Source organism: Catenulispora acidiphila DSM 44928 (assembly GCF_000024025.1).
In the GTDB taxonomy this organism is placed as follows: domain Bacteria; phylum Actinomycetota; class Actinomycetes; order Streptomycetales; family Catenulisporaceae; genus Catenulispora; species Catenulispora acidiphila.
Window position 1 is genome coordinate 6,105,182 of sequence record NC_013131.1, and the last position, 25,626, is coordinate 6,130,807.

Here is a 25,626-nt window from a genome sequence, read left to right on the forward strand (position 1 = left end):
CGACTCTGTACGCAAACGCTATAGCGAGAACTCTTAGACGGTCTCGGGAAGCTTCCAGTCGATCGGCTCCTGCCCGAAGCCGGCCAGCGCCTCGTTCACCGCCGAGAACGGCTTGGAGCCGAAGAACAGCTTCGCCGACAGCGGCGAGGGGTGCGCGCCCTGGACGATCGCGTGCCGGGAGGCGTCGATCAGCTTCGCCTTCTTCTTGGCGTGCGCGCCCCAGAGCACGAACACCACCGGCTTCTCGCGTGCCGAGACGTCCTTGATGACGGCGTCGGTGAACTTCTCCCAGCCGCGGTCCTTGTGCGAGGCGGGCTCGTGCGCCCGCACGGTGAGCACCGTGTTGAGCAGCAGCACGCCCTGGTCGGCCCAGGCCTTCAGGTAGCCGTGCTTGACCGGCGCGACGCCCAGGTCCGTGTCCAGCTCCTTGTACATGTTCCGCAGCGAGGGCGGAATCCGCACGCCGGGGCGCACCGAGAAGCACATGCCGTGGGCCTGGCCGTCGTCGTGGTACGGGTCCTGCCCGATCAGCACCACCTTGACGTCCTCGTACGGCGTCGCCTCCAACGCCGCGAACACCTCGTCCTCAGGCGGGAACACCTGGTGCTCGGCACGCTCGGTCTTAAGGAAAGCCTCCAGGTCGGCGAAGTACGGCTGCTCGGTCTCGGCAGCCAGCACCGGCGCCCAGGAGGCGGGGATGAGTTCACGCATAAGAGGAACCTATCCGCAGGCTGTGACAGCTCTGAGGGAGAGCGGAAAAACTTCCCAGAAAAAAGTTCCGCCTCGATGTATCAGGGGGCGTTCGGGGTGCTCTTGTAAGTGAGCGGGTCGGGGGGCCCGCGGGCGTGGTCCAGTCGGTGTGTGTCTCTAGGGGGGACGCGCCGCCGGCCAGGCCGGGTGAAGAGGGTGGTGTGCCGTGACGCCGGGGGGTGGGTGCGGCACACCACCCGCCGGCCAGGCAGGACCGCGCCAGCAAGGGAGAAAGAGGGGGACCTCGGGGGGGATTTCGAGGTGGCAGGGCTGGGGGGAACACCACGGGGACCACGGGGGAAACCGGGGAGCTGGGGGGAACACCGGGGGGAAGTAAGACCGGCGGCAGTGATCTGTGGGGGACGCAGCCGCCTGGGGGGACCGAAGGCGGGACTGGGACGGGGGTCCAGTTCCGCCTACGGTGTTTGGACAATGCAGCATAGGTGCTGACTACGTTGTTTACAGGGAGGGCACGATGACGGACCACGCAGCGCGGATGGCTCGGATCCTCGAGACGCACCAGGATGTCGTCCACGTCGGCGGCTCCACCGAGGCGCTGATCAAGCGCGACGAGCTGCTGGTGCTCGGTGCGCACGCGGACGCGGTGCACGAGCAGGCGCGGCAGTGGGTGGACTCCCGGGAGGACTTCGCCGAGCTGGGGGTCAGCCGCCTGCGGCTGCGGGCCGGCGCCGGGGTGGACGCCGCGGATCTGACGCACAGCCTGCGGGGCGGCGCGGGGGCGCACCGGCGGACGAGCGTCACGCCCAACCACGTCATGAGCGGGGCGCCGAACTGGACCGGCGGTCCCTTCGGCGCGCCGACGCCCGCCGCAGACCTGCCCGCCCCGGTCGACGCCGAAGGCGGCGGCCGGCGGGCCACGATCGGGATCCTGGACACCGGGATCGACCCGCACCCGTGGTTCGCCGAGGCGGACTGGTACCAGGCCTGCACCGAGACAGAGCACGAAGACCTGGACCCGGCGTCCGAGGACGACCTGGAGTCCGACTCCGGCCACGGCACGTTCATCGCCGGCGTGATCCTGCAGCACGCTCCGGGAACCTATCTGCGGGTGCAGCGGGTCCTGGGCACCGACGGCGTCACCGACGAGCTGGAACTGCTGCACGGTCTGAGGCGGCTGCACGCCCGGGCGGCCGCCGAGAGCAACCGTCTGGACGTCCTGAACCTGTCACTGGGCTGCTTCACCTTCGACGACCGGCCCTCCCCGGTCCTGGCCGACGCCTTCGCGCGGGTCGCCCGGCACTCGGTGATCGTCGCCGCCGCCGGGAACCACTCCTCGGACCGTCCCTACTGGCCCGCCGCCCTCAAGGACGTCGTCGCCGTCGCGGCTCTGGCCCAGGCGGACACCGACGGCCCGGAGCGCGCGTCCTTCTCCAACTACGGCTGGTGGGTGGACGCCTCGGCGCCGGGCGAGAAGGTCTCCAGCAGCTTCCTGACCCACGGCCGGGAGAACGGGGAAGACTTCCACGGCTTCGCGACCTGGAGCGGCACCAGCTTCGCCGCCCCGTACGTGGCCGGTAAGATCGCCGCTTTGATGTCCGCCAAGGACATGACGGCGCGCGACGCCCTCAGCGAGCTGCTCGACCCGGCCAACACCCGCATCCCCGACCTGGGGGTGGTGGTGGCCTCGGACGGCCGCTGACGGGTCCGCCGGAGACCTCCGCCCCCCGATGAGTGAGAAGGCACACATGGACCGCTCCCCCGCGCTGCTGCTGAAAGCGGCAGCGGCCGGTGACGCCGAGGCATGGCACCGGATCGTCGACGACTACAGCCGCCTGGTGTGGTCGGTGGCCAGAGGGTTCCGGCTCTCGCTGGCCGACGCGGCCGACGTCAGCCAGACCACCTGGCTGCGGCTGGTGGAGAACCTGGACCGGATCCAGAACCCGGACCAGCTCGCGGGGTGGCTGGCCACGACGGCCCGCCGGGAGTCCTTGAAGCTGCTCCGCAAGGCGCAGCGCGAGGTCCCCGACTCGGAGGAGGCCGAGGAGAACGTCTCCTTCTTCGGGGATCTGGACAACGACGGCGACCCGGAGGCCGCGCTGGTCGCCGAGCAGGACCGCAGCGACCTGTGGCAGGCGTTCGCCACGCTGTCGGAGCGCTGCCGGAACCTGCTGCGGGTGGTCGCGGTGACGCCGCTGGAAAGCTACGCGGCCGTCGCCGAGGCCCTGGGCATGCGGGTGGGGTCGATCGGGCCGACCCGCTCGCGGTGCCTGGAGCACCTCAAACGGGCGTTGAAGGCGCTGAGCACCCTGCCGGAGACGACCAGGCCGTGACACACGACGCGGCGGACCGATGCCATCAGTACCCGAACACACCATGAAGAACCTGATACAGGGGGAGCGATGCCGAAGTTGACGAACGGGGCCTCAGCGGAGGACATCGGACTCCTGTCCGCCCTCGGCGGGATGTTCGACGAGATCGACCCGGTGCCGCCGGAGGTGGTGACGGCGGGCTACGCCGCCTTCACCTGGCGGACCATCGACGCCGAACTGGCCGAACTGGCCGAAGACTCGATGCTCGCCGGAGCCGGCTCCACGCGCGGCAGCGACACCAGGCTGCTGACCTTCGAGGCGCCCAGCGTCTCGGTGGTCGTGGAGGTCACCGAGATCGGCGACCGGCGCAAACTGGTCGGACAGCTGATCCCGGCGTGTTCGGACACCTTGCGGATCGAGCACCCGGCGGGGGCGACCACCGTGACGGTGGACGGCCAAGGGCTGTTCAGCGCCGACTCGCTGCCGGCGGGACCGGCGCGGGTGGCGCTGACCGTACCCGGCGGCGGCGCCGTGGTGACCAGCTGGGTGACCGTCTAGACCCGGTCGGCGACCGCGCTTCCCCCGCGGCCGCCGCCGACTCTTGTCGCCGCCGCGCGTCATCGCTCGGCGGCGATGAGTCACGCCCGCGGTGGAAGAAGGTACCGGACCTTTGAGACAGTGTCCGCATGCCATCTTCTGCCACGGACCGGCTCGCGCTTGCTCTGAGCGCTCTGGATCAGGTGCTGGCCCAGCCCGCCGCGGGCAGAGCCGAGGCCGAGGCGGTGCTGGCCGGCGGGGACGATGACGAGGCGGCGGCGATAGCCCTGCGCGCGATCGGCTTGTCGTGGAAGGAGAACGGCGACCTGGCGCGCGCGGCCAAAGCCCTGCGACGCGGCGTCGCCGTCGCGGAGAAGGGCGGGCTGGCCTATCGGGCCGCCGAGGCCCGGATGTCGCTGGTGGTGATCCTGGCCGACCGCGGCAACACCGAGGGCGCGCTGGCCGAGGCGGCGCTGGCCGACAGCATCCTGACCGGTCTGGACCGGGCTCGGCTGCGCGTGAACCTCGCGCTGGTCCTGGGCCGGATCGGGCGGACCGCCGAGGCGCTGGACGCCCTGGACTCCAGCCAGCCGGTGCTGGCCTCCTACGGCGATGCCCGGTGGGAGGCGATCGCGTTGAATCTGCGCGGGATCATCCAGGTCTACCGGGGCGCCGGGCAGCCGGCTCAGTCCGACCTGCTGCGCGCCGCGCGGCTGACCGAGGACGGCGGCTACCGGCTGCTGAACGCGATCGTGTTGGGCAACCTGGGCTTCGCCGCGCATCGCGCCGGCGACCTGCCCTCGGCGCTGTACTGGTTCGACGCCGCCGTCGAGCGGTTCGCCGAACACGACAAGCCGGTGGCGCCGATGCTCGTGGACCGCGCCGAGGCGCTGCTCACGGCCGGACTGAGCACCGAGGCGCACACCACGCTGCGCCAAGCGATCGCCGAGCAGGAGCGCAGCGGCTTCGGCTACGACCGCGCCGAGTACCACCTGATCTGGGCCCGAGCCGCACTGGCCGACGGCGACCCGACCGCGGCCGAGGACGCCGCGCGCACCGCCCGCGGCATGTTCGGGCGGCAGCGCCGGGCGGCCTGGGCGGACCTGGCGCGGCACGTCGAGGCCTCGGCCCGGTTCGCGACCGGCGAGCGCAGCCCGGCGCTGTTGAAGACGGCGGTGGAACTGGCCGATCGGATGGCCGCGGCGAAATGGCCGGTGACGCCGCTGGAGGCCCGGCTGCTGGCCGGCCGGATCGCCTTCGCCCTCGATCGCCGCGAGCAGGCGCTGGCGTTGTTCGAGCAGGTGGCGCGGCATCGGAACCGGCGGGAGGCCGAGGTCAGGATCCTGGCTTGGCACGCGCACGCGCTGCACGCGCTCACCGCCGGACGCGCCTCGGCTGCCGAACGGGCTTTGCACGCGGGGTTGCGCGTGCATCAGGAGAACAACGCTGTCCTGGGCGCCACCGATCTGCGCGCGCACGCCGCCGCGCGGGGCGAGGAGTTGGCGAAGCTCGGACTGCAGCTGGCTTTGAAGCGCGGCGATGCCCGCGCGGTCCTGCGCTGGGCCGAGACCTGGCGTGCGGCGTCGTTGCGGCGGCGGCCGGTGCGCCCGCCGGACGACGAGCAGCTCGCCGCTGACTTGGCGGAGCTGCGGCGGGTGGTGGCGGAGCTGGCGGCGGTGGAGGCGCCGACAGCGCGCGGGTCGGCGCGGACGGAGGTGTCGCGGCTCAATGGCGAGCGCTTGCGGTTGGAAGCGGCGATTCGGGATCGGTCGCGGTATGCGCGCGGGACCTATGCGCCGGAGCCGCCCTTCTCCCCTGCCACGTTGGCCGGGGCGCTGGGGACGCGCGTGCTGGTGGAGTTCATGCGGTTGGACGACGACCTGCACGCGGTGACGGTGCGGGACGGGGTGGTGCGGCGGCATCGGCTGGGGTCGTACGCGGCGGTGCTGCGGCAGTTGGACGTGGTGCGGTTCGCGATGAACCGGATGTCGCGGCGGTTCGGGTCGGCGGCGATGCAGGACGCGGCGGTGGAGGCCTACGACCACAGCCGGCGGGAGCTCGACGCGTTGCTGTTCGGGCCGGTGCGGGGGTCTTTGGACGGAGTCGGCGGTGTCGCCGACCGGCCGTTGATCGTCGTGCCGACCGGGTCGCTGCACGCGTTGCCGTGGACGGCGCTGCCGACGTGTGCCGGGCGCGCGGTGAGCGTCACGCCGTCGGCACGGCTGTGGCTGGCGGCGGCCAACGCCGCCGGTGCTGCGGAGAGCGCCGCCAGCGCTGCCGGGTCCGAAGCCCTGGCCACGTCGTCGACCGGCGTCGGGACGGTGTTGATGGCCGGACCCGGCCTGGCGCACGCCGAGCCGGAGATCGCCGCGTTGGCGGCGCGCTATCCGGACGCTGTCGTGCTGTCCGGAGCCGAGGCCACCGCCGCCAACACCGCGCACGCCCTGGACGGCGCCGCGCTGGCGCACGTCGCCACGCACGGCCGCTTCCGGGCCGATCATCCGCTCTTCTCCAGCCTGGACGCCTTCGACGGCCCGCTGTACGTCTATGACCTGGAACGGCTCGGCGCCACGCCGCAGACGCTGGTGCTCTCGGCGTGCGAATCGGCGCTGTCCGGCGTGCGGCCGGGAGACGAGCTGATGGGACTCGCTTCGGCGGTCTTCGCCCTCGGCACCCGCACGCTGATCGCCAGCGTCACGCCGGTCGACGACCGGGACACCCGCACGCTGATGCTCGCGCTGCACGCCGAGCTGGCCTCCGGACACCCGGCCGCGGCGGCGCTCGCCGAGGCGTCGGAGGCGACCGGGATCGGCGGATTCGTGTGCTTCGGGTTCGGCGGCTGAGCGACTACGACAAAGGCGCGGGCGCCGGCCGACCATCGTCGGCGGGCACCCGCGCCTGAAGAACGCGAAGCGGGAAAAGTCCTAGTCGATCCGCACGCTGCCCGCGGCGCAGCGGAAGTGCACCGCCAGCACGCCGGGCTCCTCGGCGTCGATCCAGTCGACCTTCACTTCCTCCAGCGGGTCGTGGTCCGGCGAGCCGCCGATCCAGGACAGCACCTGCGTGCGGTCGCCGCTGATCTCCAGCCGCTCGAAGGCCGGGACGCCGTTCACCGCGCCGGCGCCGGGGCGCTGGTCGGCGGAGATCTCCCAGGCCAGGAAGTAGGGCAGCTGCGGGTCGGCCATCAGGTCGAGCACGCCGAGCTGCTTCCAGCGCAGGTCGAAGCCGTCCGGGCGGACCCGGTGGCCGGCCGCGGCGGGACGGCCGAGGCGCTGCTCCCAGGGGGTGATGTCGTCGACGCCCACGACCCAGCCGAGCCAGCCGCCGCCGTCCTCGGCGCGGGCCTTGACGGCTTTGCCGAACGGCGCGGCGTCGGTGGCGGGGTGGTCCAGCGGGGCCACGACCTCCACATACGAGCCGCCGGCCAGCGGCAGGACGAAGTTGCGGGTGCCGAAGCGCGGGTGGACGCCGCCGTCGCGGAAGGTCGCGCCGAGCAGCGTACCGAGCCGGTTCACCGTGGAGCCGAGCTCGGAGTTGGACACAGCATAGGAAACGTGATCGAGACGCACGGTTCATACTCTGCCCTGCGGATGCCTCGATAACCCAATCGGGGCCGTCCGGGCGCCCCTTACCGCGCATCTCGGTACGGTCCGCGTCCACATCATCACTTCGAGTGACGACACATGGTCAGATGGTCATCACTTCCGCTTCCACCGCGCCTCGCGCTTCTCGGCGAAGGCCCGCGGACCCTCCTTGGCGTCCTCGGTGGCGAACACCGGCCAGCCGATCTCCAGCTCTCTGACCAGGCCGTCCGCCTCGCTCATCCCGGAGGTCTCCCGCACCGAGCGCTTCACCGCCTCCACCGACAGCGGCGCGGCGGCGTTGATCAGCGCGGCGATCTCCAAGGCCTTGTCCAGGGCCTTGCCGTCGTCGACCAGGTGTCCGACCAGCCCGATCTCGCGCGCCTCGGCGGCGGTGTAAGGGCGGCCGGTGAGCAGCATCTCCATGGCGTGGCTGTAGGGGATCTGCCGCGGCAGCCGCACCGTGGAGCCGGCGACCGGGAACAGCCCGCGCCGCACCTCGAACAGCCCGAAGGTGGCCGAGGCCGCCGCGACCCGGATGTCGCAGGCCTGGATCAGCTCGGTCCCGCCGGCCACCGCGTAGCCCTCGACCGCGCCGATGAGCGGCTTGCGCGGGCTGTAGTGCCGCAGCAGCGCCTTCCAGTGCAGGTCGGGGTCGGTTTTGAGGCGCTCGGCGTACTGCGAGCCCTGGGACATGTTCATCGCCTTGAGGTCCATGCCCGCGCAGAACGCTCCCCCGGCGCCGGTGAGCACGATCGAGCGGACGTCGTCGTCGGCGTCCGCCTCGACCCAGGCGTCGGCCATGCCGACCAGCATCGGCAGCGACAACGCGTTCTTGGCCTCGGGCCGGTTCATCGTGACGACCAGCGTGTGGCCGTCGCGCTCGACGGTGCAGTGCTCGCTGCCGCCCATGGGTGTCCCCTCGTTGCCGTCCGGCTGGTGCGTCGCGCGAAACTAGAACAGGTTCTACCAACGGGCGGGGCAGAGGGCAAGAGGCGGCGGACGCGAGGGCCGTGTGACGAGGCGGGTATCAGGACCCGTCGGCGCGGTGCACGCCCTCGACGTCCGGGACCGCGATGAACCCGGCCTCCGGGCTGAACCGGGTGTGCATCGCCTCGGCCAGGCCGGTCAGCGCCGCCGCGCCGTCGCCGCGGAAGCTGGAGCCGTGCATCACCGCGAGCGTCGTCGGTCGCAGCGCGGCCAGCGAGCGCAGGGCGGCGACCGTCGCGGTGAGGCAGGAGGTGGCGCGGAACAGCGCCTCGGCCTCGACCGCGGGATCGACGAGGTCGTCCTCGGTGACCGCCGGGCCGTTGCCGACGTGGGTGAACAGGTCGCCGCAGAACAGGGTGCCGGTGGTCTCCTCGTACAACACGCGCGCCTCCCAGCCGTGCGGGACGTGCGGGGTGTCGATGCTGCGCACCCGCTTGCCGCCGAGGTCGATCACCTCCCCGTCGGCCATCGGCCGCGGCGGGCGGTCCGCCAGGTCGTCGAGCGAGACCTGGCAGCCGAGCGCGGGATGGGCGACCTGCGCATGCGGCGCGGCGGCGAGGAACTCGTTCATCGCGCCGCACTCGTCGGCCTCGACGTGCCCGAAGGTGATCCAGCGCAGCGTATCCACCGGCAGGATGCGGTTCACCTCGGCGGCGACCGCGGGGAACAGGTGGCGCATGCCGGTGTGGAACATCAGGGGTTCCTCGGCGGCCACCAGGAACTGGTTGAACGTGAACCCCGCCGGCGGGGCGATCTCCGGTACATGGGTCGAGATCCGGTAGATGCCCTCTGCGATCTCATCGGTGCGCGTCTCCATGGCCTGGCAGTTACCCCCGGCCAGCGCCCCGACTCCATCGCGCCACACCCACCACCCGTTCGCCCCCGCAGCGATTCCCACCGCGATAGCGTGAACGCATGACAGGTCAAGATCTCCTCGTCGACGCCTTCGGGCGGGTCCACGAGAGCGTCCACGCCGCCGTCGCCGGACTGACTCTGGAACAACTGCACCGCCGCCTCGACGGCGACGCGAACCCGGTCGGCTGGCTCATCTGGCACCTGGCCCGGGTCCAGGACGACCACGTCGCCGACGTCGCAGGGCTGGAACAGGCGTGGACCTCGCAAGGGTTCGACGCCAAGTTCGGCTCGCCGTACCCGGCGGCCGACGTCGGGTACGGACAGTCCTCCGGCGAGGTCGGCAAGCTGAACGTGCCCTCCATCGAAGTGCTGACCGCCTACCACGACGCCGTGCACGAGCTGACCGTCGGCTACGTCGCAGGCCTGACGGACGACGACTTCGACCGCGTCGTCGACACCCGCTGGGACCCGCCGGTGACGCTGGGCGTGCGGCTGATCAGCGTCGTGAGCGACACCATGCAGCACGTCGGGCAGGCCGCCTACGTGCGCGGGATCCTGCTGCGCGACCAGTAGCGGGCAGAAGCGGGCAGAAGCGGAGTTGCCTCCGGCGGTACGGCGAACGCCTGCCGCCGGGGGTAGCGTCGGGGGTGATGAGCTCGGTGTATGCGGAGCGGCGGTCGCGGCGGGTGCCGGGGCGGTTTGTGGTGTGCGCGTGGACTCGGGTGAATCTGGGGGATGGGGAGCATCGGCAGTTGGTGGTGCCCGATGGGTGCTCGGATTTGACGTGGCAGGGCGGCGTTGTGCGGCTCGTCGGGCCGGATCGGGGGGCTTGGCGGGCGGGGTTGGCTGCGGGGGCGGCGGTCGCGGGGGTGCGGTTGCGGGCGGGGGCGGCGCGGTTGCTGCTCGGGCGGATGCCGGTTGACGAGGTCCGGGATGCGCAGGTGCCGTTGGAGTCGCTGACCGGGGGCGTGGGCGAGCTGACCGAGCGGTTGGCGGCGACCGATTCTCCGTGGGCGGCGGCACGGGTGCTGGAGGACTTCGTTGCGGCGCTCACGCCGCGCTATGAGCCCGATGGCGCGGTCGAGCAGGTGGTCAGGATGCTGCGGCCCGGCGAGACGCCGCAGGTTCCGGCGCTCGCCGACGCGGTGGGTCTGTCCGAGCGGCAGCTGCGGCGGCGGTTCACCGAGGCGGTCGGCTACGGGCCGAAGACGCTGCACGGCATCCTACGTTTCCAGCACGCGCTGGACCTGGGCCGCCGCGCCGAGCCGTACGGACTGGCCGCGATCGCGCACGAAGCCGGCTACGCCGACCAGGCGCACTTCACCCGCGAGGTCCGGCGGCTGGCCGGGATGACGCCGACCGAGCTGCTCGGCTCCGGCGGGTAGGGCTGAGCCCTGGCGAGGGCAGCTGCTCGGCTCCGGCAGCTAGCGCTGAGCCCTGGCGAGGGCGGCCGTTTGTGGGCCAGCCCGATTTTTCGCGGCGGTGCGGCTCAGCGGAATGGATCGCATCGCAAAGCCCTGCTTCGAGATGCCAAAAGGCCAGCCTTCACAGCCTCCCGTAAGCCCGCAGCACCCGCAGCGCCTTCACCGTCACGATCGGCCGCGCCTCCATCTCGGTGGTCGGGGACCACTTCGCCCAATTGATCGGCCAGCCGCCGTCCGGGTGCTGCGATGCGGCCAGGTGGTCCAGGCTGCGCCGCATCTCCTCGTCGGTGAACCAGGAGCGGGCCAGGCTGTCGGGTTGCGGGGCGTAGTCGTGCGGCAGGTGGTGCTCTCCCTCGGCGTAGCCCGGCGCGATCACGGCGTCCTCGGGGTGGGCCGGGTCCAGTAGGACTGTGCGCTGCTCGCGCAGCAGCTTGCCGATGCGGTCGGCCTGTTCGGCGGCCCAGGTTCGGTCCGGTGCGGCCTGCAGGAAGATCAGTGCCGACTCCACTCCATAGGGATGGGTCTGCTCCATCGTCTCGACCTCGCGGCGGGCGAAGGCCAGGGCGGGCGCGATCCAGGGGTGCGCGATGCCGCTGCGCAGGACCGGGCCAAGGATCTGGCCGGTGGTGAGCAGGTCGGCGGCGGGGTCGGCGGTGATCGGGAGCCATGGCGGGCGCGGGTAGGCGGCCAGGGTCGGCAGTACCGCGGCGACGCCGCCCTCGGCGGTGGTGACCGTGGTCAGCCAGTCCAGGATCGGGATCACGGAGGCGGCGTCGAGGCGGTCGGCGTCCTGGAGCACGGCCAGGGCGGTGGCGGCGGTCAGCGGCTGGGGCGCCGGGCCGCGGACGTCGGGTTCGAGTCCGTAGGCGTATCCGCCGTCGGCGGTCCGGTACGCCGCGAGCGCCGCGGCCAGTGCCGAGCCGTCGGGCGCGCCGCCGAACAGGACCTCGAAGCGCCGCTGTTCCAGGACGCGGCCGGAAGCCCACACGAACGCCGCCGCTCGGGAGATGATCTCGTTCATGCCTCGACGCTAGCCGGGCGGCAGGGCACGGTCTTGAACGTTCCGGCCACCGCCGCGCACCGTGCCGAAGGCCACAGCGCTCCCACAGGACACGTACAGGGTCCTGCTCTAAGGTCGGCTATGACGTAGCAGTGAACATGTTCCAGTTTTCGTTGGGAGCCCATAGTCGTGAGCGCAGCGCATATCGGTTACGCCGCCATGTTGGAGCAGTTCGGTCCGATCGAGGTCACCGAATACTCGGCGCTGGCCGAGCAGCACGGCTTCACCGGGACCATGGCCGCCGACCACTTCCAGCCGTGGGTGCCGCAGCAGGGGAACGCGCCGTTCGTCTGGAACGTGCTGACCGCCATCGGCGAGCGCACCGGGACCGACCTCGGGCCCGGCGTGACATGCCCCTCGTTCCGGATGCACCCGGCGATGGTGGCGCAGGCCTCGGCGACGCTGGCGGCGATGTATCCCGACCGGCACTGGCTGGGCCTGGGCTCCGGGGAGGCGTTGAACGAGCACATCGTCGGCGGGTACTGGCCCGAGGCGCCGACCCGGGTCGCGATGATGTTCGAGGCCATCGAGGTGATCAACAAGCTGTTCACCGGCAAGGACGTCAAGCACGCCGGCAAGTACTTCACGCTGGAGACCACCCGGCTGTGGACGGTGCCGGCCACGCCGCCGCCGATCTACATCGCCGCCGCCGGCCCGTACACCTCGCGCAAGACCGGCGAGCTGGCCGACGGGATCATCACCCCCGGCGCGGCGCACTCCAAGGTCTCCGGGGTGTTCGAGAACTTCGCCGCCGGCGCGCGCAAGGCCGGCAAGGACCCGGACACCATGCCGAAGATCCTCCAGCTGCACCTGTCCTGGGCGCCGACCGACGAGGAGGCGCTGGCCAACGCGGTGACCGAGTGGCCCAACGGCGGCATGAAGTTCCCCAAGCAGGACATCCGCTCGCCCTTCGACTTCGAGCAGATGGCCAAGCTGGTGCGGCCGGAGGACTTCGAGGGCCGGATGGTCATCTCCTCGGACCCCGACGTGCACCGCGCCTCCATCCAGGCCTTCCTGGACCTCGGCGTGGACCGGGTGTACCTGCACAACGTGGGGCGCAACCAGGCCGAGTGGATCGAGGTGTTCGGGCGCGAGGTGCTGCCGAAGCTGACACGGTAGGCGCCGGCGCCGGTGTGATGGTGTTCCGACTGGTCCGGATGGCTGGCATCCGGGCCGCCGGAGCGCCGCGTGCCGCAACCCGCGGCGCGGACGGTCGTTGTCGGTCTTCGAAGGGGCGGGTGATCGTCCCGGTCTCGTCGACTCCCCGAGGACATCCATGCACGGGTTCGTGAAGAAGGGTCTGCTGCTGTCGCTGGCCGCGGGCTCGATGATGGTCGCCGGCGCCGGTGCGGCCGCCGCGGCCGACTCGGCGGCCACCGACGGCGCCGCCGCCGACAGCCCCGGCCTGGCCTCCGGCAACGTGGCGCAGGGTGCGGCCGACGTGCCGGTGCAGGTGTGCGGCGACGCCGGGGCGGCGGGCGCGGCGTTGATCGACGCTCTGGAGAACCGCTGCACGACCTGGGACAACCGCTCCTCGGTGCGCGGCGTGGCCGCGAACAGCCCCGGCGCGGTGTCCGGGGACGTCGTCGGCGGCGCGCTGAACGCCCCGGTGCAGGGCTGCGGCCTGAGCGGGACGGTCGCCGGCGCGCAGTCCGACGCCGCCGGGAACAGCTGCGACGACGTGCGCACCGCGGCGAGCGCGGTCGGCGCCACCTCGAACGACCCGGGCGCGGTGTCCGGGGACGTGGTTCAGGCCTCTGTCAACACCCCGATCCAGGTGTGCGGCGACGCGGTATCGGTCGGCAGCTTCAACACCGGCGCCGAGGACAACCACTGCGTGAACAGCTGACGTGTGCTGACGTGCGTTGACCTGCACTGATCTGCACTGAAGTTCACCGAACAGCCGTAAGACAGCTCTCCCCACCTCCCAGGTCCGGTCTTCGCGGGCGGCGCATGCGACGGCCGGACCCGGACTTTCCGGGGTCTTTTGATCGCTCTTTCGGGGGAACGGGGGGTTCGCGCGCCGCGCACTCCCCGCACTTGGCAGCACACTGACCGTCAGGTCCGCAGCCCAGGAGGGCGCGGCACGAATGGGGAGGTGGCGCGCGTGGCGACCCGGCACAGGAAACCCGGCCCGATACGCAAGACCGCTGAGACGCTGCTGGGCGGCGCCGCGGGCATCGGGGCGGTGACCGCCGTGGCCACCGTGCTGCACACCGGGGCGGGCGCGCCCGCCGCGGCCGGCACGTCCGCGCAGAGCGCCCCGGCCCGACCCGGCGCGTCGTCCTCCGAAGGCGCCAACCCGGCGGTCGCCGTGGTCGGCGACACCGCGCCGACGACCGCCCTGACGCCCGCCCCGGCGGCACCGAGCGCGACCGGCTCGCTGACACCGTCGGACGTCCCGGGCGGCGACACCCGCATCCAGTACGAACCCACGCACGCCGCGTCGTCGTCCTCGGCGGTCGCCTTCACGGCGAACAGCCCGGCGCCGACGCAGGGGTCCACCGCTCCCCCGCCGGTGCTGCGCTCCCGGCCGCCAGCCCCGCCGACCGGCTCGCCGAGCCCGCCGAGCCAGCCCGCCCCGCCGACGCAGCCGCCGACGCAGCCGCCGACGCGAGGCCCGGTCAGCTCCCCGGCGCCGCCGAGCGCACCGCCGTCCCACGCACCCTCCCCGCCCGGCGGCGGGAACGGAGGCGGCAACGGCGGCGGGGGCGGCGGTCTGGGCGGCCTGCTGGACGGGGTGCTCGGCACGCTCGGAACGGTGACCGGGATCCTCGGCGGGCTCGGACGGCACTGAGAAAACTGAGGAACCAAGAGCGCTGAGGGCACTGAAAACGCCGAGGGCGCTGAGAACCTCCAGGACGTCGAAAACACTGAGAACGCCGAGGGCGCCGAGCACAGAGCGCTTCAGAGCACTGGCAGCCACGTCGGCGCCGTCCACTCGGACGGCGCCGACGGCGGCGAAAACACCCTGTCGGACCCCGCCAACCGCCGCAGCCCCTTCCTTGTCAGTGGTTTGACATCGGACCAGGCTGCGGAATCATTGTCCTGGCACCGCGTTCACGAGCTGCGTTTCCCACGGTCGCCAGGGCACCGGCGAGGACCGGCTGTCCGGCCGGTGCGGGTGATCGTCACGTCGGCACGATAGCCCTCGCCCCCATGACTGGTTACCTTGAACTGCACGAGTGCGGAGGCTGAGACGGGAGCGGAGGATGGTGCGGCAGGCGTCAGGAGTGTGGAGACGAGCGGAGTGCGGCCGCGGCCCGGTTTCGCTCGCTAGCACAATCTGCGCGCGCGTCCATCCCCCCGTCGGCTTCCGTCATCAGGGCAATGCCACGATCCGTAGGCACATTTCCCAGATCTGTGCCCGACGATCGCACGATCGGGGGCACAAGCTATCGCCGAGGCCGGTCCGGGGCACAACCTCCGTGGCCGGGCCGCAGGTGAGACGGCCACTCGACCGGGCGGAGGCGCCGCGCCGGATGGGGCAAACGACGGCGCGCGGTGAGGATGTGTCGGCATGATTGTGTCTGGGCCCCCGCCGGGGTCCGCACGGACCACCCACAGGACGGCGGGAATGGCGTCGGCGTTCGACCTCTCCGGTTTCTCGGTCACCGACATGGTCGTCGCCTCCGGCGAGCTCCGGGCCGTCACCGCCGGAGCCGCCTCCATGGAGGAGGGCTCGGCGGCGATCGTCGAGTGGCTGCGGCACGCCTTCACCGACCCGGCGACCGGCCGCCCGGCCTTCGCGCTGGCCCGGATGTTCCACACTGTCACCTGGGACCGGCTGACCCCGGACCTGCGCTCCTATGTCGGCACCCGGGATCCGGCGGCGGCCGCGAACGACGACGGCCTGCCGTATCTGACGCTGCTGGCCACCTCCGGGGACCATCCGCACTGGTCGGACCGCCGCAACAGCCGCGACCACCAGGCGATCCCGCTGTCCGCCTCGGACGTGGTGCGGCGCGCGCCGCTCGCGCTTGCGCTGCTGGACCGGCTGCTGGGCTTGCAGCCCTCGCCGGAGCCGGTGCCGGCGCGGCCGCACGGCGGCGAGTCGCCGGCCGCCTCGGCGCGGCTGCGGGACCGGTTCGACGTCTTCCACGTGCCCGAAGCCCTCGGCAGCCCGTATGTGCCGACCCCTGAGTTCGTCCGCGACTATCAGATCCGCTCGGCGATCGCGCTGGGCGCGGTGCTGGACTCCGGCGGGCCGGACCACCCGGACCTGCCCGGGGTGCGGAACACCTCGCTGTACACGGCGCTGCTGTATTCGCGCGTCCGCATCCCGGCCGAGACCGCGACGCACTTCCGGACGCTGGCCGCGGCGATCCGGCTGGCGCTGACCCCGCTGCTGGCCGTGCCCTTGTTCGCGCCCTCGTCCCCGGCGGCGGGGCACCAGGTGTTCGGCGCCCGCAACGGGAACGGCTCGGGGACCGGCCTCGGCAACGGCGTGGCCGGGGCGCCGACCGGGAACGGCGCGCCGCCGGCCGCCGGCTCCGCGCCCGCGGGGAACGGCGCGGCCGGCAACGGCGCCGCCGGGAACGGGCACCGGCCGTCGGTGAACCTGGTCCCGCAGCAGGCCTCGGCGCCGCCTCCGTCGTCCTCCTCGGTCCCGGCCGCCGCCGGCGACGGCAACGCTGCGGCGCTGGCCGCCGAAGCCGAGCTGCGCGCCTCGCAGCGGCGGCTGACGCAGGAGACCCGGATCGTCGAGACGCTCTACATGATCGGGCAGTCTCTGCACCGGGAGCTGGACACCCGCAAGATCGCCAAGCTCGCCACGGACGCCGCGACCACCGCGATCGACGCCGAGTTCGGGTCCTGCTTCTACACCCTGACCTCCGCCAACGGCCAGGCGCAGACCCGGTTCGCGCTGGCCGGGACGGTCCCGGCGGAGCGCTTCGAGAACCTGCCGATGCCGCGGCCGACCTCGCTGGTGGGCGCGGCGTTCCCCGGGACCGCGCCGATCCGCTCCGGCGACGTCACCGCCGACCCGCGCTACGGCCAGCGCGCGCCGTTCCACGGCCTGCCGCCGGGACACCCGCCGGTGAAGTCCTTCCTGGCGCTGCCGATCACCACGATCGGCGGCACGGTGCTGGGCTCGATGTACTTCGGCCACTCCGAACCGAACCGGTTCACCGAGCGCGACGAGCAGATCGTTAAGGGCATCGCCGGGCAGGCGGCCTCGGCGATGGACAACGCGCGGCTGTACCGGCTGGAGCGCGAGACCGCGGTGGAGCTGCAGAACTCGCTGCTGCCGGCGTCCCCGCCGCAGCTGGCGGAGCTGGAGATCGCCTTCACCTACCTGGCCGGCGCGCAGGGCACGCAGGTCGGCGGCGACTGGTTCGACGTGATCCCGCTGTCCGGCGGCCGGGTGGCGCTGGTCATCGGGGACGTGATGGGGCGCGGGATCCGGGCCGCGGCGATCATGGGGCAGCTGCGGACGGCGGTGCGCGCGTACGCGGTGATGGACCTGCCGCCGGGGCAGATCATGCATCTGCTGAACCGGCTGGTGTGCACCATGCCGGCCTCGGCGGCGAGCAGCTCGGTGGCGGTGACCACGCTGAGCGCCTCCGGGACGTACCCGGTCGGCACCGGGGCGCTGGGACCGGCCGACGACGGCGTCGCCGAGCAGATCGCGACGTGCGTGTACGCCGTCTACGACCCGGCGGAGGAGGTCCTGACCTGGGCCAGCGCCGGGCACATGCCGCCGGCGCTGATCACCCCGGAGGGCACGGCGCACCTGCTGGAGGACGACCTCGGGATGCCGCTGGGCATCGAGGAGGCGGTGTTCGACGAGAAGGTGCAGACCCTGGCCGGCGGCAGCAGGCTGCTGCTGTACACCGACGGCCTGGTGGAGTGCCACGACGCGCCGCTGACCGAGCGGCTGAACCGGCTCTCCACGGAGCTGGTCCGCTCCGACGACGGACCGCTGGGTTCCTCCGGACCGCTGAGCTCGGAGAGCGTGCAGCGCACCTGCGACCGCCTGCTGCACGCGATGCTCTCCGGCGACGAGCACGACGACGTGGCGCTGCTGATGGTGCGGACCCGCCCGACCCGCATCCGCAAGGCGGCGCTGGACCTGGACCCGGACCCGATGGCGGCGCGCGCCGCGCGGCGGTTCGTCACCGCGACGCTGAGCGAGTGGGACCTGGACCACCTGACCGACGACGTGCTCTCGGTGGTCACCGAGCTGGTCACCAACGCCACCCAGCACGCCGCGACGACCAGCCAGCTGGCGCTGCGCTCGCATCCGGGGCGGCTGATGGTCGAGGTCGCCGACTGCGACGGCCGCATCCCGCGCCCGGCGGTGACGCAGCACATGGACGAGCGGCATCGCGGCCTGCTGATAGTCGCGCAGCTGTCGCAGCGGTGGGGCGTGCGGCCGACGGACCGCGGGAAGATCGTGTGGGCCGAGATGGGCGAGTCCGCTGGGGAGTAGGGCTGCGGGAGGGCGAGGGATGGCTTCGGCGGTGCCGGCGGTGTCGGCGACAGCGGTGACATAGGTGGCGGCGACGGTATCGGCAGCAGCGGCGGTATCGGCGACAGCGGCGGTATCGGCGACAGCGGCAGCGGCAGCAGCGGCGGTGCCGGTGACATCGGCGACAGCGGCGGCGGAGGTGCCGACGGCGGCGGAGGAGGCGGAGGAGGCGGCGGAGGTGGCGGCGGAGGCGGCGGAGGTGGCGGCGGAGGAGGTGGCGGCGGCGGAGGAGGTGGCGGCCGCGGCGGCGAAGGTGCCAGTGGCGGTGGCGGTATCGGTGACATCGGCGATGCCGGCGCTTTCGGTGACATCGGTGTTCGAGGATTTCGTGCGTGTCGCCACCGGTCACCAGCCGTCTGCTGCTCAGATGAGGCTCGCTGCGGATGGGTTGCCGGAGGTCGTCGAGATCGCCGCGGGCACTGCCGGCGAGGAGCGGGTCGAGACCGCCGTGTTGCCGTGGCTCCATCGGCGGATGGTCTCGGCGCCGGAAGCCACGCCGAGGCGGCTGGTCTACGTCGTGCCGATGCATGGTCCCGTCGAGGAGGTGTTCGCGCGGATCGGTGAGTGGCTGGCGCGGCTTGGGCTCGCCGAGGACGTCGGTCTGCATCTGGTCGCTGGCGCGGCTCCGGGCAGCGGGTGGCAGCGTCGGCCGGAGGAGTCCGCGATTCTGGTCGGGACGCCGGACCTGTTGCTGAGCAAGGCGCTCATGCGCGGGTTCGGCGACTCGGCGCAGAACGCTCCGGTGTCGTTCGGGCTGCTGAACAACGGTGTGCAGTGGGTCTTCGAGGACGCGCGGCGGCTCGGTCCCGGGTTGGCGACGAGCGTCGAGCTGCAACGGCTGCGTGATCTGCTGGGGACGGCGGCGCCTGCTCGCAGCACCTGGTTGTCCGATGCCCCGCATCTGCTTGAGACGGCCGGCGCGACTGTCCCGAGGTTGGATCGGGACGCTCTGCGCACGCTGTTCGACACCACCGTCGAGCCGAGCGGTGTCGGCGTTGCGCGCCTGGTCTGCGACCAGGCCGACTGGACCGTGCAGATCGCGCGGCGCAACTGGGAGTCCACGCCGTCCGAGGAGGAGCCCCGTCTACGCGGGGACGAGCTCCGCCGTGTGCCGCTCGCCGACGTGCGGCAGATGCTCGGCGCGGGGATGTGGTTCTGGATCCGGGACCGGCTGGACGGTGCGTGGCGGCACGCGGTCGCCGAGGACCTCACGCCCGGCGTCACACTGGTGCGGCACGACCCCGAGGCCGGACCGGCGCAGGACGCCGCGCCGTGGGCGTTCGCCTGCACCGCGTGGGTCAGTCTCGACCAGCACCTGATGGAGACCGAGGAGGAGGCGCGCGACCTCCTGGACTCGCTGCCCGGACTGCTGGCGGACCAGCAGGAGGCTGTCAGGCTGGCGGCGCGCTATCACGATCTCGGCAAGTGCCACGACGTATTCCAGGAGATGTTGCGAGGTGGTGGCGGCGATCCGCCCGACTACCTGCTGGCCAAGTCGAAGGCGCCATTCAGCACCGGTCAGAGGAGAAGGGCGTACTTCCGGCATGAACTCGTCAGCGCGCTGATCTTGATGGAGGGCGGCCATCCCTGGCTGACGACCTACCTCGTCGCCGCGCACCACGGGCACGTGCGCGTCTCGGTGCGGCCGGGGCGGGACGAGGCACCGCTCATCCTGGGTGTCCTCGACGGGGATCAGATTCCGCCGATCGAGTTGTCGACCGGTGAGCGCTTCCCCGCGCAGCGCCTTCAGACCACGGACATCGAGCCTGGCGGAGGGTGGACGGAGCGAGTGCTGGCGCTGGTGGACCGCGAAGATCTCGGACCCTTCAGGCTCGCCTACCTCGAGACGCTGGTCCGCGTATCCGACTGGCGGTCCAGCGCGCGCCATGACGGTCCGGTCGAAGCGCTCGCGCCCGCGCTGCCCGCGACCCCGGCCGCGCTCAGTCCCGAGGCTGCTTCTTCTCCGTCGGCAGCGGCGCTCCCCCGCTGATCCCGGTCGCGATCGACACGGTCGAGGCGGCCTGGGCCACTGTCGATCCCAGATCCGTGTACAGCGGCGCCTTGGCGGCGCGCAGGGCTCGACGAAGCCTGGTGATGAACTCCATACCCGGCAGGCTAGCCGAGGCGGCGGCGCTGCGCGGACCGACGGCTGCGTGGACCGACGCAGGCGGCTGATGCCGCCTACAGCAGCGGCCGCAGCGCCTCGCGGACGCGCCGCTCGACCACGGCGAGCGCCAGGTTCGCGTCCTCGCGGGCGAACGGCGAGCCCTCGCGGTCCACGAGCGGGCCGCGCGCGCCGGAGCCGGCGGCGACGCCGAGTTCGCGCAGCGAGGTGCGGGCGCCGTCGGCGGCCGGGAGTCCGCCGGCGGCGGCGCGGTCCAGGACGGCGCGGCGATGGCGCCAGCGCCAGGGGTCCGCGGCGGCGCTCGCGGCGGAGCGCGGGGCGGCGAACAGCAGGCGCGGGACGGTCGCGGCGGCGTGCCAGCCCTCGACGAGCGCTGCCGGGACGCCCAGGCCCGGCAGGCGGTCCACGCCGCGGTAGGCGGCGGCGACCGGCTCCAGGACCAGGCCGTGGATCTCGATCAAGGCCAAGCCCGGGGCGGCGGAGGCGGACAGGTAGACGGTCACCACGGTCTCGGCCGGGTCGGCCAGGATGCGGAAGCGGCGGAAGACGCGGGGCGCGGCGGCGTTGCGGGGCGAGGGCAGCAGGCGCAGGGAGGCATCCGTGGTCTGGCCGACGGCCAGGACCGGGCCGGTGGCGACCACGAAGTCGTCCCACGCCACCTTGTCGAGCAGACCCTCCGGGCCCAGGCCGGGGACGCCCGCGGCCAGCGCGTCGGTCACGCGCTCGATGAGGTCCTCGACGTCCAGGCGGATCGGGCCGGTCTCCAGAAGCCAGCGGCGGCGCAGGACCTGGCGGCCGGCGCCGGCGAAGGGGCGTGCGGGGTCGGCGAGGACCTGGCGGTCGGAGGCGACGCGCGCGGCGAGTTCGGCCAGGGCGCGGCGGGCCCAGACGGTCTCGGTGGTGATCCAGCGGTGTGTGCCGAAGCGGTCCCGGCGCAGCTTGTCCACCAGCACATGCCGGGCTGCGAGGCGTTCGGCCAGGACGATGAGCCACGCCGTGAGCACGCCGGCCAGCGGGACGAACAGCCACGCCATCCACGGCGAGCCGGGTCCGGCGTCGTGGAAGCGGTCGGGGACGCCGAGGCCGAAGGGGTGCGCCAGTCCGGCGGCGGCGGCGATCGCACCGGCGCCCGCGACGCCCCACACGAGCGCCACGAAGCGCGCCAGCGGGGCGAAGGACGCCGACGGCTGCTGCCCGTGCGCGGGGCTGGTCGGGGGCGGTCGCAGGCCGTCTCGGGGTCCTGCGACGGCCCAGTCGTCGGCGCCGCCGGAGTTCGCGCCCTGAGCGCCGCGGCCGGAACCGGAGCCGGTCACCAGCAGCCAGAGTCCGGCGCCCCACACCAGCCACGCCGCCACAGTCCACACCGACACCAGGAGCGCGACGACGGTCAGCGCCACGAGGGCGACGTCGCGGTGGAGCCGCCGGGTCCGGGCGGCGAGCGCGTGCCGGAGCACCAGGACCTCGTCGACGCCGGTGGTCGGCGCCGGGGCGCGGCCTTCGTCGAAGACGAACTCCTTCAGGGCACGGCGGGTGAAGGCGGCGTCGAGGTGGGTCGCGGCGCACAGGTAGCGGGTCGCTTCGTCACCGGGAGCCGGGTCGGACCAGGTGGGGGTCACTGCCGGGCGGGGCCGTGGGGCGGCGCTGGGGACGGGCGCTTTCGCTGCGGATGAGGAGGAAGAGGCAGAGGCTGAGGCGGAGGGAGAGGCAGCGGTGGAGGCGGCAGCGGCGTAGTGGCTGACGCTCGGCGCGGGGTCGGCTTCGGGCGGCTGGCGAGTCTCGGCGGACTTGGCGCGTCCCGCTCCCCCGCCGAACAACACCTCACCGAGGATGTCGGAGGCGCGGCGTAACCGTCCGGCCTCGCCGGAGCGCGTTTCGGTCTCGCCGGGATCGGGCTCGCCGGACTGTTCCTCGCCGCCTTGAGCCCGGGCGGCCTGGAGATCGGCGTCCTCGTCCCCCGCAGACCCAGCATCGTCCGCCGCCCGGCCTGCCGCCTTCAACCCGCACTCCCCACGCTCGCTCGCCCCATCGCGTCCTCAGCAAACCATGAACCGCGCTCCCCCAGGGCTGCGATCGCATCAGCGTATGGACTGCGGAGCGGGCGCGCACCCCGCCACGCCTAGTTTGATGAAGTTGTGACCCGGAGCTTGGGATACTTGCGCCCATGTCCGCCAGCACCGCCCGCCACGCGTTCCTCGACCATCCCGGACCCATCCCGTTCGCCCACCGGGGCGGCGCGGACGGCCCGGCCGGGGAGAACACGCTGTCCGCGTTCAAGATCGCCGCCGACACCGGCTACCGGTATCTGGAGACGGACGTGCACGCCACCTCCGACGGCGTCCTGCTCGCCTTCCACGACCGGCGGCTGCAACGCGTCACCGACGCCAAGGGGCGCATCAAGACGCTCACCGCCGCCGAGGCCGCCATCGCCCGCATCGGCGACGACCCGATCCCGACGATGGCCGAACTGCTGGAGGCCTTCCCCGACGCGCGCTTCAACATCGACGTCAAGGAGCCGAACGCGATCGAGCCGCTGACCGCGCTGCTGCGGCGCACCGACGCGGTCGAGCGGGTCTGCATCAGCTCCTTCTCCGACACCCGGCTGAACGCGATGCGCGCGGCGTTCGGACCCGAGCTGTGCACCAGCGCCGGTCCGCGCGAGGCGTTCCGCATCTGGCGTGCCTCGCGCAGACTGAAGCTCGGCGAGACGCCGGATCCGGCCGCGCTGCCCCACGTCGCGGCGGCGTGTCTCCAGGTCCCGCCGGCTCTGGGACGCATCGTCGTGGTCGACGACCGGCTGCTCGCCGCCGCCCACGCCGCCGGACTGCCGGTGCACGTGTGGACCGTCAACGAGGCCTCTGACATGGAACGGTTGCTGGACCTGGGCGCGGACGGCATCATGACCGACCGGCTGGACACGCTCAAAACCGTGCTGACGAAACGGGGGACCTGGTCCTGATGCCGATCGACGACACCGCCGCCGCGTTCACCGCCGACGGCGCCGACTCCGGCACCGGCGCGGCCGCCGCACTCGCCGGGTTGGGGGCGCACCCCGCGCAGCCGCCGACAGGGATCGGCATACCCTTCGCCGATCCGGCAGCGCATGGTTCGCAAGGTATCGCCGCGCAGCCGCTGAGCATCGCCGATCCAGCCGGCACCGCGACACCGTTCGCCGGGCAGGCGTCCTTCACGCGCTCTCCGTCCGCCGAAGAGACCGCCGACTTCGGCACACCGCTCGCCGACCCTGCCGCACTCGCCTCATCGCCCGCCGCCGGACCCGACGCGCCCGACATCCCCACCCCCACCACTGACCCGGCCCAGCTCTCCCGCCGCACCGGCTGGTACCGCTACGCCTGGGGCGCCCACGCCTTCCCCACCACCGTCACCGCGGTCTTCCTCGGTCCCTACCTCACCGACATCGCGCGCAACGCCGCCGGCGGGACCGACCACTACCTGCACCTGGCGGGCCTGAGCATCCGGGCCGAGTCCTTCTACCCCTTCGCCGTCACCGCCGCCGCGCTCGTGCAGGCCGCGGTGCTGCCGTTGGTCGGCGCGGTCGCCGACCGCAGCGGGCGCACGCGCGGGCTGCTGACCGCGGCGATGACCCTCGGTGTCGTGGCGACGCTGCTCTTCTACACCGTCACCGGCGGCGCGTACCTGTGGGGCGGCGCGCTGTTCCTGACCGCCTCGCTGAGCTACTCCACCGCCAACGTGCTGGCCAACGGCTATCTGCCGACGCTGGCCGCGCCGGACGAGCGCGACGCGATCAGCTCCAAGGGCTGGGCTGTCGGCTATCTCGGCGGCGCCGTGCTGCTCACCGTCAACCTGGTCGTCTACACGGCGCACAGCTCTCTGGGACTAAGCGAGGCGCACGCCGCCCGGGTCGCGCTGGCCTCGGCGGGTCTGTGGTGGCTGGTGTTCGGCACGGCCGGCGTGCGCAGGCTGACCGCGGGGACCTCCCGGCTGCCGGAGTCCGAGCTGTCGAAGTCTGGGCTGCCTAAGTCTGAGCTGTCGAAGTCCGAGCGTCCGGAGTCCGGGACCGGCTACCGCCGACTCGGCCGAACTCTGGCCGCGCTGTCGCGCAACCGCAACGCTTTGCTGTTCCTACTCGCCTACATGGCCTACAACGAGGGCGTGCAAACGGTCATCTCTTTCGCCTCGACCTACGGCACCAAACAGCTGGATCTGGGCCAGTCGGTGATGGCCAGCGCGATCCTGGTGGTGCAGTTCGTGGCGTTCGGCGGCTCGCTGTGGATGGGGCGGCTGGCCGCGCGGCACGGCACGCGGCGGACCATCAGCGGCTCGCTGGTGGCGTGGATCGTGCTGCTGGCGGCGGCGTTCGCGATGACCAAGCACGCCGCCTGGCAGTTCTACCTGCTGGGCTGCGCGATCGGCCTGGTGCTGGGCGGGACGCAGGCGCTGTCGCGCTCGCTGTTCGCGCAGATCATCCCGGCCGGGCAGGAGAGCGAGTATTTCGGGCTCTACGAGGTCAGCCAGAACGGCGTGGCCTGGATCGGCTCGCTCACCGTGGCGCTGGCGATCCAGTTCACCGGCTCCTACCGGCTGGCGATCGTCTCACTGGTGGTGTTCTTCGTCCTGGGGTTGGCGCTGCTGGCGCGCACCGATCTGCGCGCCGCGATCCGGGCCGCGGGCAATCCCGTGCCCGAGCGCTTGTAACCCTGTGTGACGAATCCCACTTCGCTCTCCTCCTATGAGCTGACTAAAGACGTTTGCCCGTTTTTGCCCGGTGGAACCCATCCGTGGGAGGCTCTGGCTGCACACACGCCCGCGGGCGACCGCCACGCCAACCGGTCCGGCCCGGAACAAAACGTGCGCCGCGACGCGTTGTGAGCGGGTGAGACGATCTGGAGGGAACACCAATGAGCGAGCGGGCACTGCGCGGGACGCGCCTCGGCGCGACCAGCTATGAAAGCGACGCGGGGATCGACTTCGCCCCGCGCCAGGACATCGAGTACGTGTGCCCGAACGAGCACCGCTTCGTGATGCCGTTCTCCGTGGAGGCCGACGTGCCGTCGACGTGGGAGTGCAAGGTCTGCGGGGCCACCGCCCTGCTGGTCGACGGCGCCCCGCCGGAGGAGAAGGCGGGCAAGCCGGCCCGCACCCACTGGGACATGCTGCTGGAGCGGCGCACCATGGCCGACCTGGAGGAGGTCCTGGCCGAGCGGCTGGCCGTCCTGCGCGACGGCGGCATCTCTCGCAGCGACGTCGTCCGCCCCGCCCCGGCCCGCACCATGGCCGGGCGCGCCAAGAAGTCGGCCGCCGCCGCCAAGGCGTCCTCGGTGAAGGCTCCGGCCGCCCCGGCGGGCAAGCCGAAGACGACCGCGGCCCGCTCCGGCGCGCGCAAGGCCGCGGCGCACTCGTCCGACTGAGGCACACGTCCGACTGAGTCCGGCGGGAACTACGGCCGACGCGATGATGATCCGCGCACAGAACCCATCGATACGACTACAGTAGGAAGAGCGCAGCCACCCCGTTGCCGGGAGGCGCGCCCACAATCCCCGAGCCGCACTGCATCCCCCCGACAGTGCGGCTCGGGCCTTT

Annotated in this window: 20 protein-coding genes and 1 pseudogene; 14 read left to right on the forward strand and 7 right to left on the reverse strand. The window is 72.6% G+C overall.

Translation table 11 applies throughout. The features are described 5' to 3' along the window. Positions 1 to 33 precede the first annotated feature (33 nt). Complete coding sequence (locus CACI_RS26205) at positions 34 to 711, reverse strand: uracil-DNA glycosylase (RefSeq protein WP_015793885.1); 678 nt, start codon at positions 709 to 711, stop codon at positions 34 to 36. A gap of 514 nt (positions 712 to 1,225) precedes the next feature. Here CACI_RS26205 and CACI_RS26210 point away from each other — a divergent pair. The 4 genes from CACI_RS26210 to CACI_RS26225 all read left to right on the forward strand — a co-directional run bounded on the left by CACI_RS26210 (position 1,226) and on the right by CACI_RS26225 (position 6,400). Then, positions 1,226 to 2,410, forward strand: a complete 1,185-nt coding sequence (locus tag CACI_RS26210; protein ID WP_015793886.1) for a S8 family peptidase — start codon at positions 1,226 to 1,228, stop codon at positions 2,408 to 2,410. Between the two features lie 46 nt (positions 2,411 to 2,456). Beyond that, positions 2,457 to 3,041: an RNA polymerase sigma factor gene (locus tag CACI_RS26215; protein WP_015793887.1), complete on the forward strand. Its 585-nt coding sequence runs from the start codon at positions 2,457 to 2,459 to the stop codon at positions 3,039 to 3,041. A gap of 69 nt (positions 3,042 to 3,110) precedes the next feature. Beyond that, positions 3,111 to 3,578: a hypothetical protein gene (locus tag CACI_RS26220; RefSeq protein ID WP_015793888.1), complete on the forward strand. Its 468-nt coding sequence runs from the start codon at positions 3,111 to 3,113 to the stop codon at positions 3,576 to 3,578. A 128-nt stretch (positions 3,579 to 3,706) separates the two neighbouring features. Further along, a complete protein-coding gene (locus CACI_RS26225) occupies positions 3,707 to 6,400 on the forward strand; it encodes a CHAT domain-containing protein (RefSeq protein WP_015793889.1) in 2,694 nt (897 codons plus the stop codon). An 81-nt stretch (positions 6,401 to 6,481) separates the two neighbouring features. Here CACI_RS26225 and CACI_RS26230 read toward each other — a convergent pair whose 3' ends face one another. From CACI_RS26230 to CACI_RS26240, 3 genes are all read right to left on the reverse strand, one after another. Next, positions 6,482 to 7,126 carry a VOC family protein gene (locus CACI_RS26230; RefSeq protein ID WP_015793890.1) on the reverse strand — a complete coding sequence of 215 codons (645 nt, stop codon included), beginning with the start codon at positions 7,124 to 7,126 and terminating at the stop codon, positions 6,482 to 6,484. Between the two features lie 129 nt (positions 7,127 to 7,255). Continuing rightward, positions 7,256 to 8,050: a crotonase/enoyl-CoA hydratase family protein gene (locus CACI_RS26235; RefSeq protein ID WP_015793891.1), complete on the reverse strand. Its 795-nt coding sequence runs from the start codon at positions 8,048 to 8,050 to the stop codon at positions 7,256 to 7,258. Positions 8,051 to 8,168: 118 nt separating this feature from the next. Further along, the gene (locus CACI_RS26240; RefSeq protein ID WP_015793892.1) at positions 8,169 to 8,945 is read right to left on the reverse strand and encodes an MBL fold metallo-hydrolase; all 777 of its coding nucleotides are present in this window, start codon (positions 8,943 to 8,945) and stop codon (positions 8,169 to 8,171) included. A gap of 98 nt (positions 8,946 to 9,043) precedes the next feature. On the opposite strand from CACI_RS26240, the gene CACI_RS26245 reads away from it, so the two are divergent. Both CACI_RS26245 and CACI_RS26250 read left to right on the forward strand, forming a co-directional pair. Continuing rightward, positions 9,044 to 9,556: a mycothiol transferase gene (locus tag CACI_RS26245; RefSeq protein ID WP_015793893.1), complete on the forward strand. Its 513-nt coding sequence runs from the start codon at positions 9,044 to 9,046 to the stop codon at positions 9,554 to 9,556. Positions 9,557 to 9,633: 77 nt separating this feature from the next. After that, complete coding sequence (locus CACI_RS26250) at positions 9,634 to 10,368, forward strand: AraC family transcriptional regulator (RefSeq protein WP_015793894.1); 735 nt, start codon at positions 9,634 to 9,636, stop codon at positions 10,366 to 10,368. A 160-nt stretch (positions 10,369 to 10,528) separates the two neighbouring features. Here CACI_RS26250 and CACI_RS26255 read toward each other — a convergent pair whose 3' ends face one another. Next, positions 10,529 to 11,428 carry a hypothetical protein gene (locus CACI_RS26255; RefSeq protein ID WP_015793895.1) on the reverse strand — a complete coding sequence of 300 codons (900 nt, stop codon included), beginning with the start codon at positions 11,426 to 11,428 and terminating at the stop codon, positions 10,529 to 10,531. A 168-nt stretch (positions 11,429 to 11,596) separates the two neighbouring features. On the opposite strand from CACI_RS26255, the gene CACI_RS26260 reads away from it, so the two are divergent. From CACI_RS26260 to CACI_RS46065, 5 genes are all read left to right on the forward strand, one after another. After that, complete coding sequence (locus CACI_RS26260; RefSeq protein ID WP_015793896.1) at positions 11,597 to 12,586, forward strand: TIGR03557 family F420-dependent LLM class oxidoreductase; 990 nt, start codon at positions 11,597 to 11,599, stop codon at positions 12,584 to 12,586. A 157-nt stretch (positions 12,587 to 12,743) separates the two neighbouring features. Then, positions 12,744 to 13,316: a chaplin gene (locus CACI_RS53920; protein WP_015793897.1), complete on the forward strand. Its 573-nt coding sequence runs from the start codon at positions 12,744 to 12,746 to the stop codon at positions 13,314 to 13,316. 258 nt (positions 13,317 to 13,574) lie between these two features. Next, a complete protein-coding gene (locus CACI_RS26270) occupies positions 13,575 to 14,264 on the forward strand; it encodes a hypothetical protein (RefSeq protein ID WP_015793898.1) in 690 nt (229 codons plus the stop codon). 780 nt (positions 14,265 to 15,044) lie between these two features. Next, complete coding sequence (locus CACI_RS46060) at positions 15,045 to 17,903, forward strand: ATP-binding SpoIIE family protein phosphatase (RefSeq protein ID WP_015793899.1); 2,859 nt, start codon at positions 15,045 to 15,047, stop codon at positions 17,901 to 17,903. A 151-nt stretch (positions 17,904 to 18,054) separates the two neighbouring features. Next, positions 18,055 to 19,932 (forward strand): CRISPR-associated endonuclease Cas3'', encoded by a 1,878-nt coding sequence (locus CACI_RS46065; RefSeq protein WP_015793900.1) that lies wholly within the window; start codon positions 18,055 to 18,057, stop codon positions 19,930 to 19,932. On the opposite strand, the gene CACI_RS51450 is transcribed toward CACI_RS46065, so the two are convergent. Further along, positions 19,883 to 20,047 (reverse strand): hypothetical protein, encoded by a 165-nt coding sequence (locus CACI_RS51450; RefSeq protein ID WP_015793901.1) that lies wholly within the window; start codon positions 20,045 to 20,047, stop codon positions 19,883 to 19,885. The two genes, CACI_RS46065 and CACI_RS51450, sit on opposite strands and share 50 nt — an antisense overlap. 76 nt (positions 20,048 to 20,123) lie before the next feature. After that, complete coding sequence (locus tag CACI_RS26285; RefSeq protein ID WP_015793902.1) at positions 20,124 to 22,064, reverse strand: hypothetical protein; 1,941 nt, start codon at positions 22,062 to 22,064, stop codon at positions 20,124 to 20,126. Positions 22,065 to 22,228: 164 nt separating this feature from the next. Here CACI_RS26285 and CACI_RS26290 point away from each other — a divergent pair, with 164 nt between their 5' ends. The 3 genes and pseudogenes from CACI_RS26290 to CACI_RS26300 form a co-directional block, all read left to right on the forward strand. Next, positions 22,229 to 23,023 carry a glycerophosphodiester phosphodiesterase family protein gene (locus tag CACI_RS26290; RefSeq protein WP_015793903.1) on the forward strand — a complete coding sequence of 265 codons (795 nt, stop codon included), beginning with the start codon at positions 22,229 to 22,231 and terminating at the stop codon, positions 23,021 to 23,023. Next, complete coding sequence (locus CACI_RS26295; RefSeq protein ID WP_015793904.1) at positions 23,023 to 24,741, forward strand: MFS transporter; 1,719 nt, start codon at positions 23,023 to 23,025, stop codon at positions 24,739 to 24,741. The genes CACI_RS26290 and CACI_RS26295 overlap by 1 nt, the downstream gene beginning before the upstream one ends. Before the next feature lie 203 nt (positions 24,742 to 24,944). Continuing rightward, positions 24,945 to 25,322 (forward strand): annotated as a pseudogene (locus tag CACI_RS26300) (RNA polymerase-binding protein RbpA); the annotation flags it as partial. Positions 25,323 to 25,626: the final 304 nt, after the last annotated feature.

Coding starts and splice junctions, on each gene's coding strand:
- CACI_RS26205 (WP_015793885.1), bottom strand. CDS start 711: ATGCGTGAACTCATCCCCGCCTCCTGGGCGCCGGTGCTGGCTGCCGAG.
- CACI_RS26210 (WP_015793886.1), top strand. CDS start 1,226: ATGACGGACCACGCAGCGCGGATGGCTCGGATCCTCGAGACGCACCAG.
- CACI_RS26215 (WP_015793887.1), top strand. CDS start 2,457: ATGGACCGCTCCCCCGCGCTGCTGCTGAAAGCGGCAGCGGCCGGTGAC.
- CACI_RS26220 (WP_015793888.1), top strand. CDS start 3,111: ATGCCGAAGTTGACGAACGGGGCCTCAGCGGAGGACATCGGACTCCTG.
- CACI_RS26225 (WP_015793889.1), top strand. CDS start 3,707: ATGCCATCTTCTGCCACGGACCGGCTCGCGCTTGCTCTGAGCGCTCTG.
- CACI_RS26235 (WP_015793891.1), bottom strand. CDS start 8,050: ATGGGCGGCAGCGAGCACTGCACCGTCGAGCGCGACGGCCACACGCTG.
- CACI_RS26240 (WP_015793892.1), bottom strand. CDS start 8,945: ATGGAGACGCGCACCGATGAGATCGCAGAGGGCATCTACCGGATCTCG.
- CACI_RS26245 (WP_015793893.1), top strand. CDS start 9,044: ATGACAGGTCAAGATCTCCTCGTCGACGCCTTCGGGCGGGTCCACGAG.
- CACI_RS26250 (WP_015793894.1), top strand. CDS start 9,634: ATGAGCTCGGTGTATGCGGAGCGGCGGTCGCGGCGGGTGCCGGGGCGG.
- CACI_RS26255 (WP_015793895.1), bottom strand. CDS start 11,428: ATGAACGAGATCATCTCCCGAGCGGCGGCGTTCGTGTGGGCTTCCGGC.
- CACI_RS53920 (WP_015793897.1), top strand. CDS start 12,744: ATGCACGGGTTCGTGAAGAAGGGTCTGCTGCTGTCGCTGGCCGCGGGC.
- CACI_RS46060 (WP_015793899.1), top strand. CDS start 15,045: ATGGCGTCGGCGTTCGACCTCTCCGGTTTCTCGGTCACCGACATGGTC.
- CACI_RS51450 (WP_015793901.1), bottom strand. CDS start 20,047: ATGGAGTTCATCACCAGGCTTCGTCGAGCCCTGCGCGCCGCCAAGGCG.
- CACI_RS26290 (WP_015793903.1), top strand. CDS start 22,229: ATGTCCGCCAGCACCGCCCGCCACGCGTTCCTCGACCATCCCGGACCC.
- CACI_RS26295 (WP_015793904.1), top strand. CDS start 23,023: ATGCCGATCGACGACACCGCCGCCGCGTTCACCGCCGACGGCGCCGAC.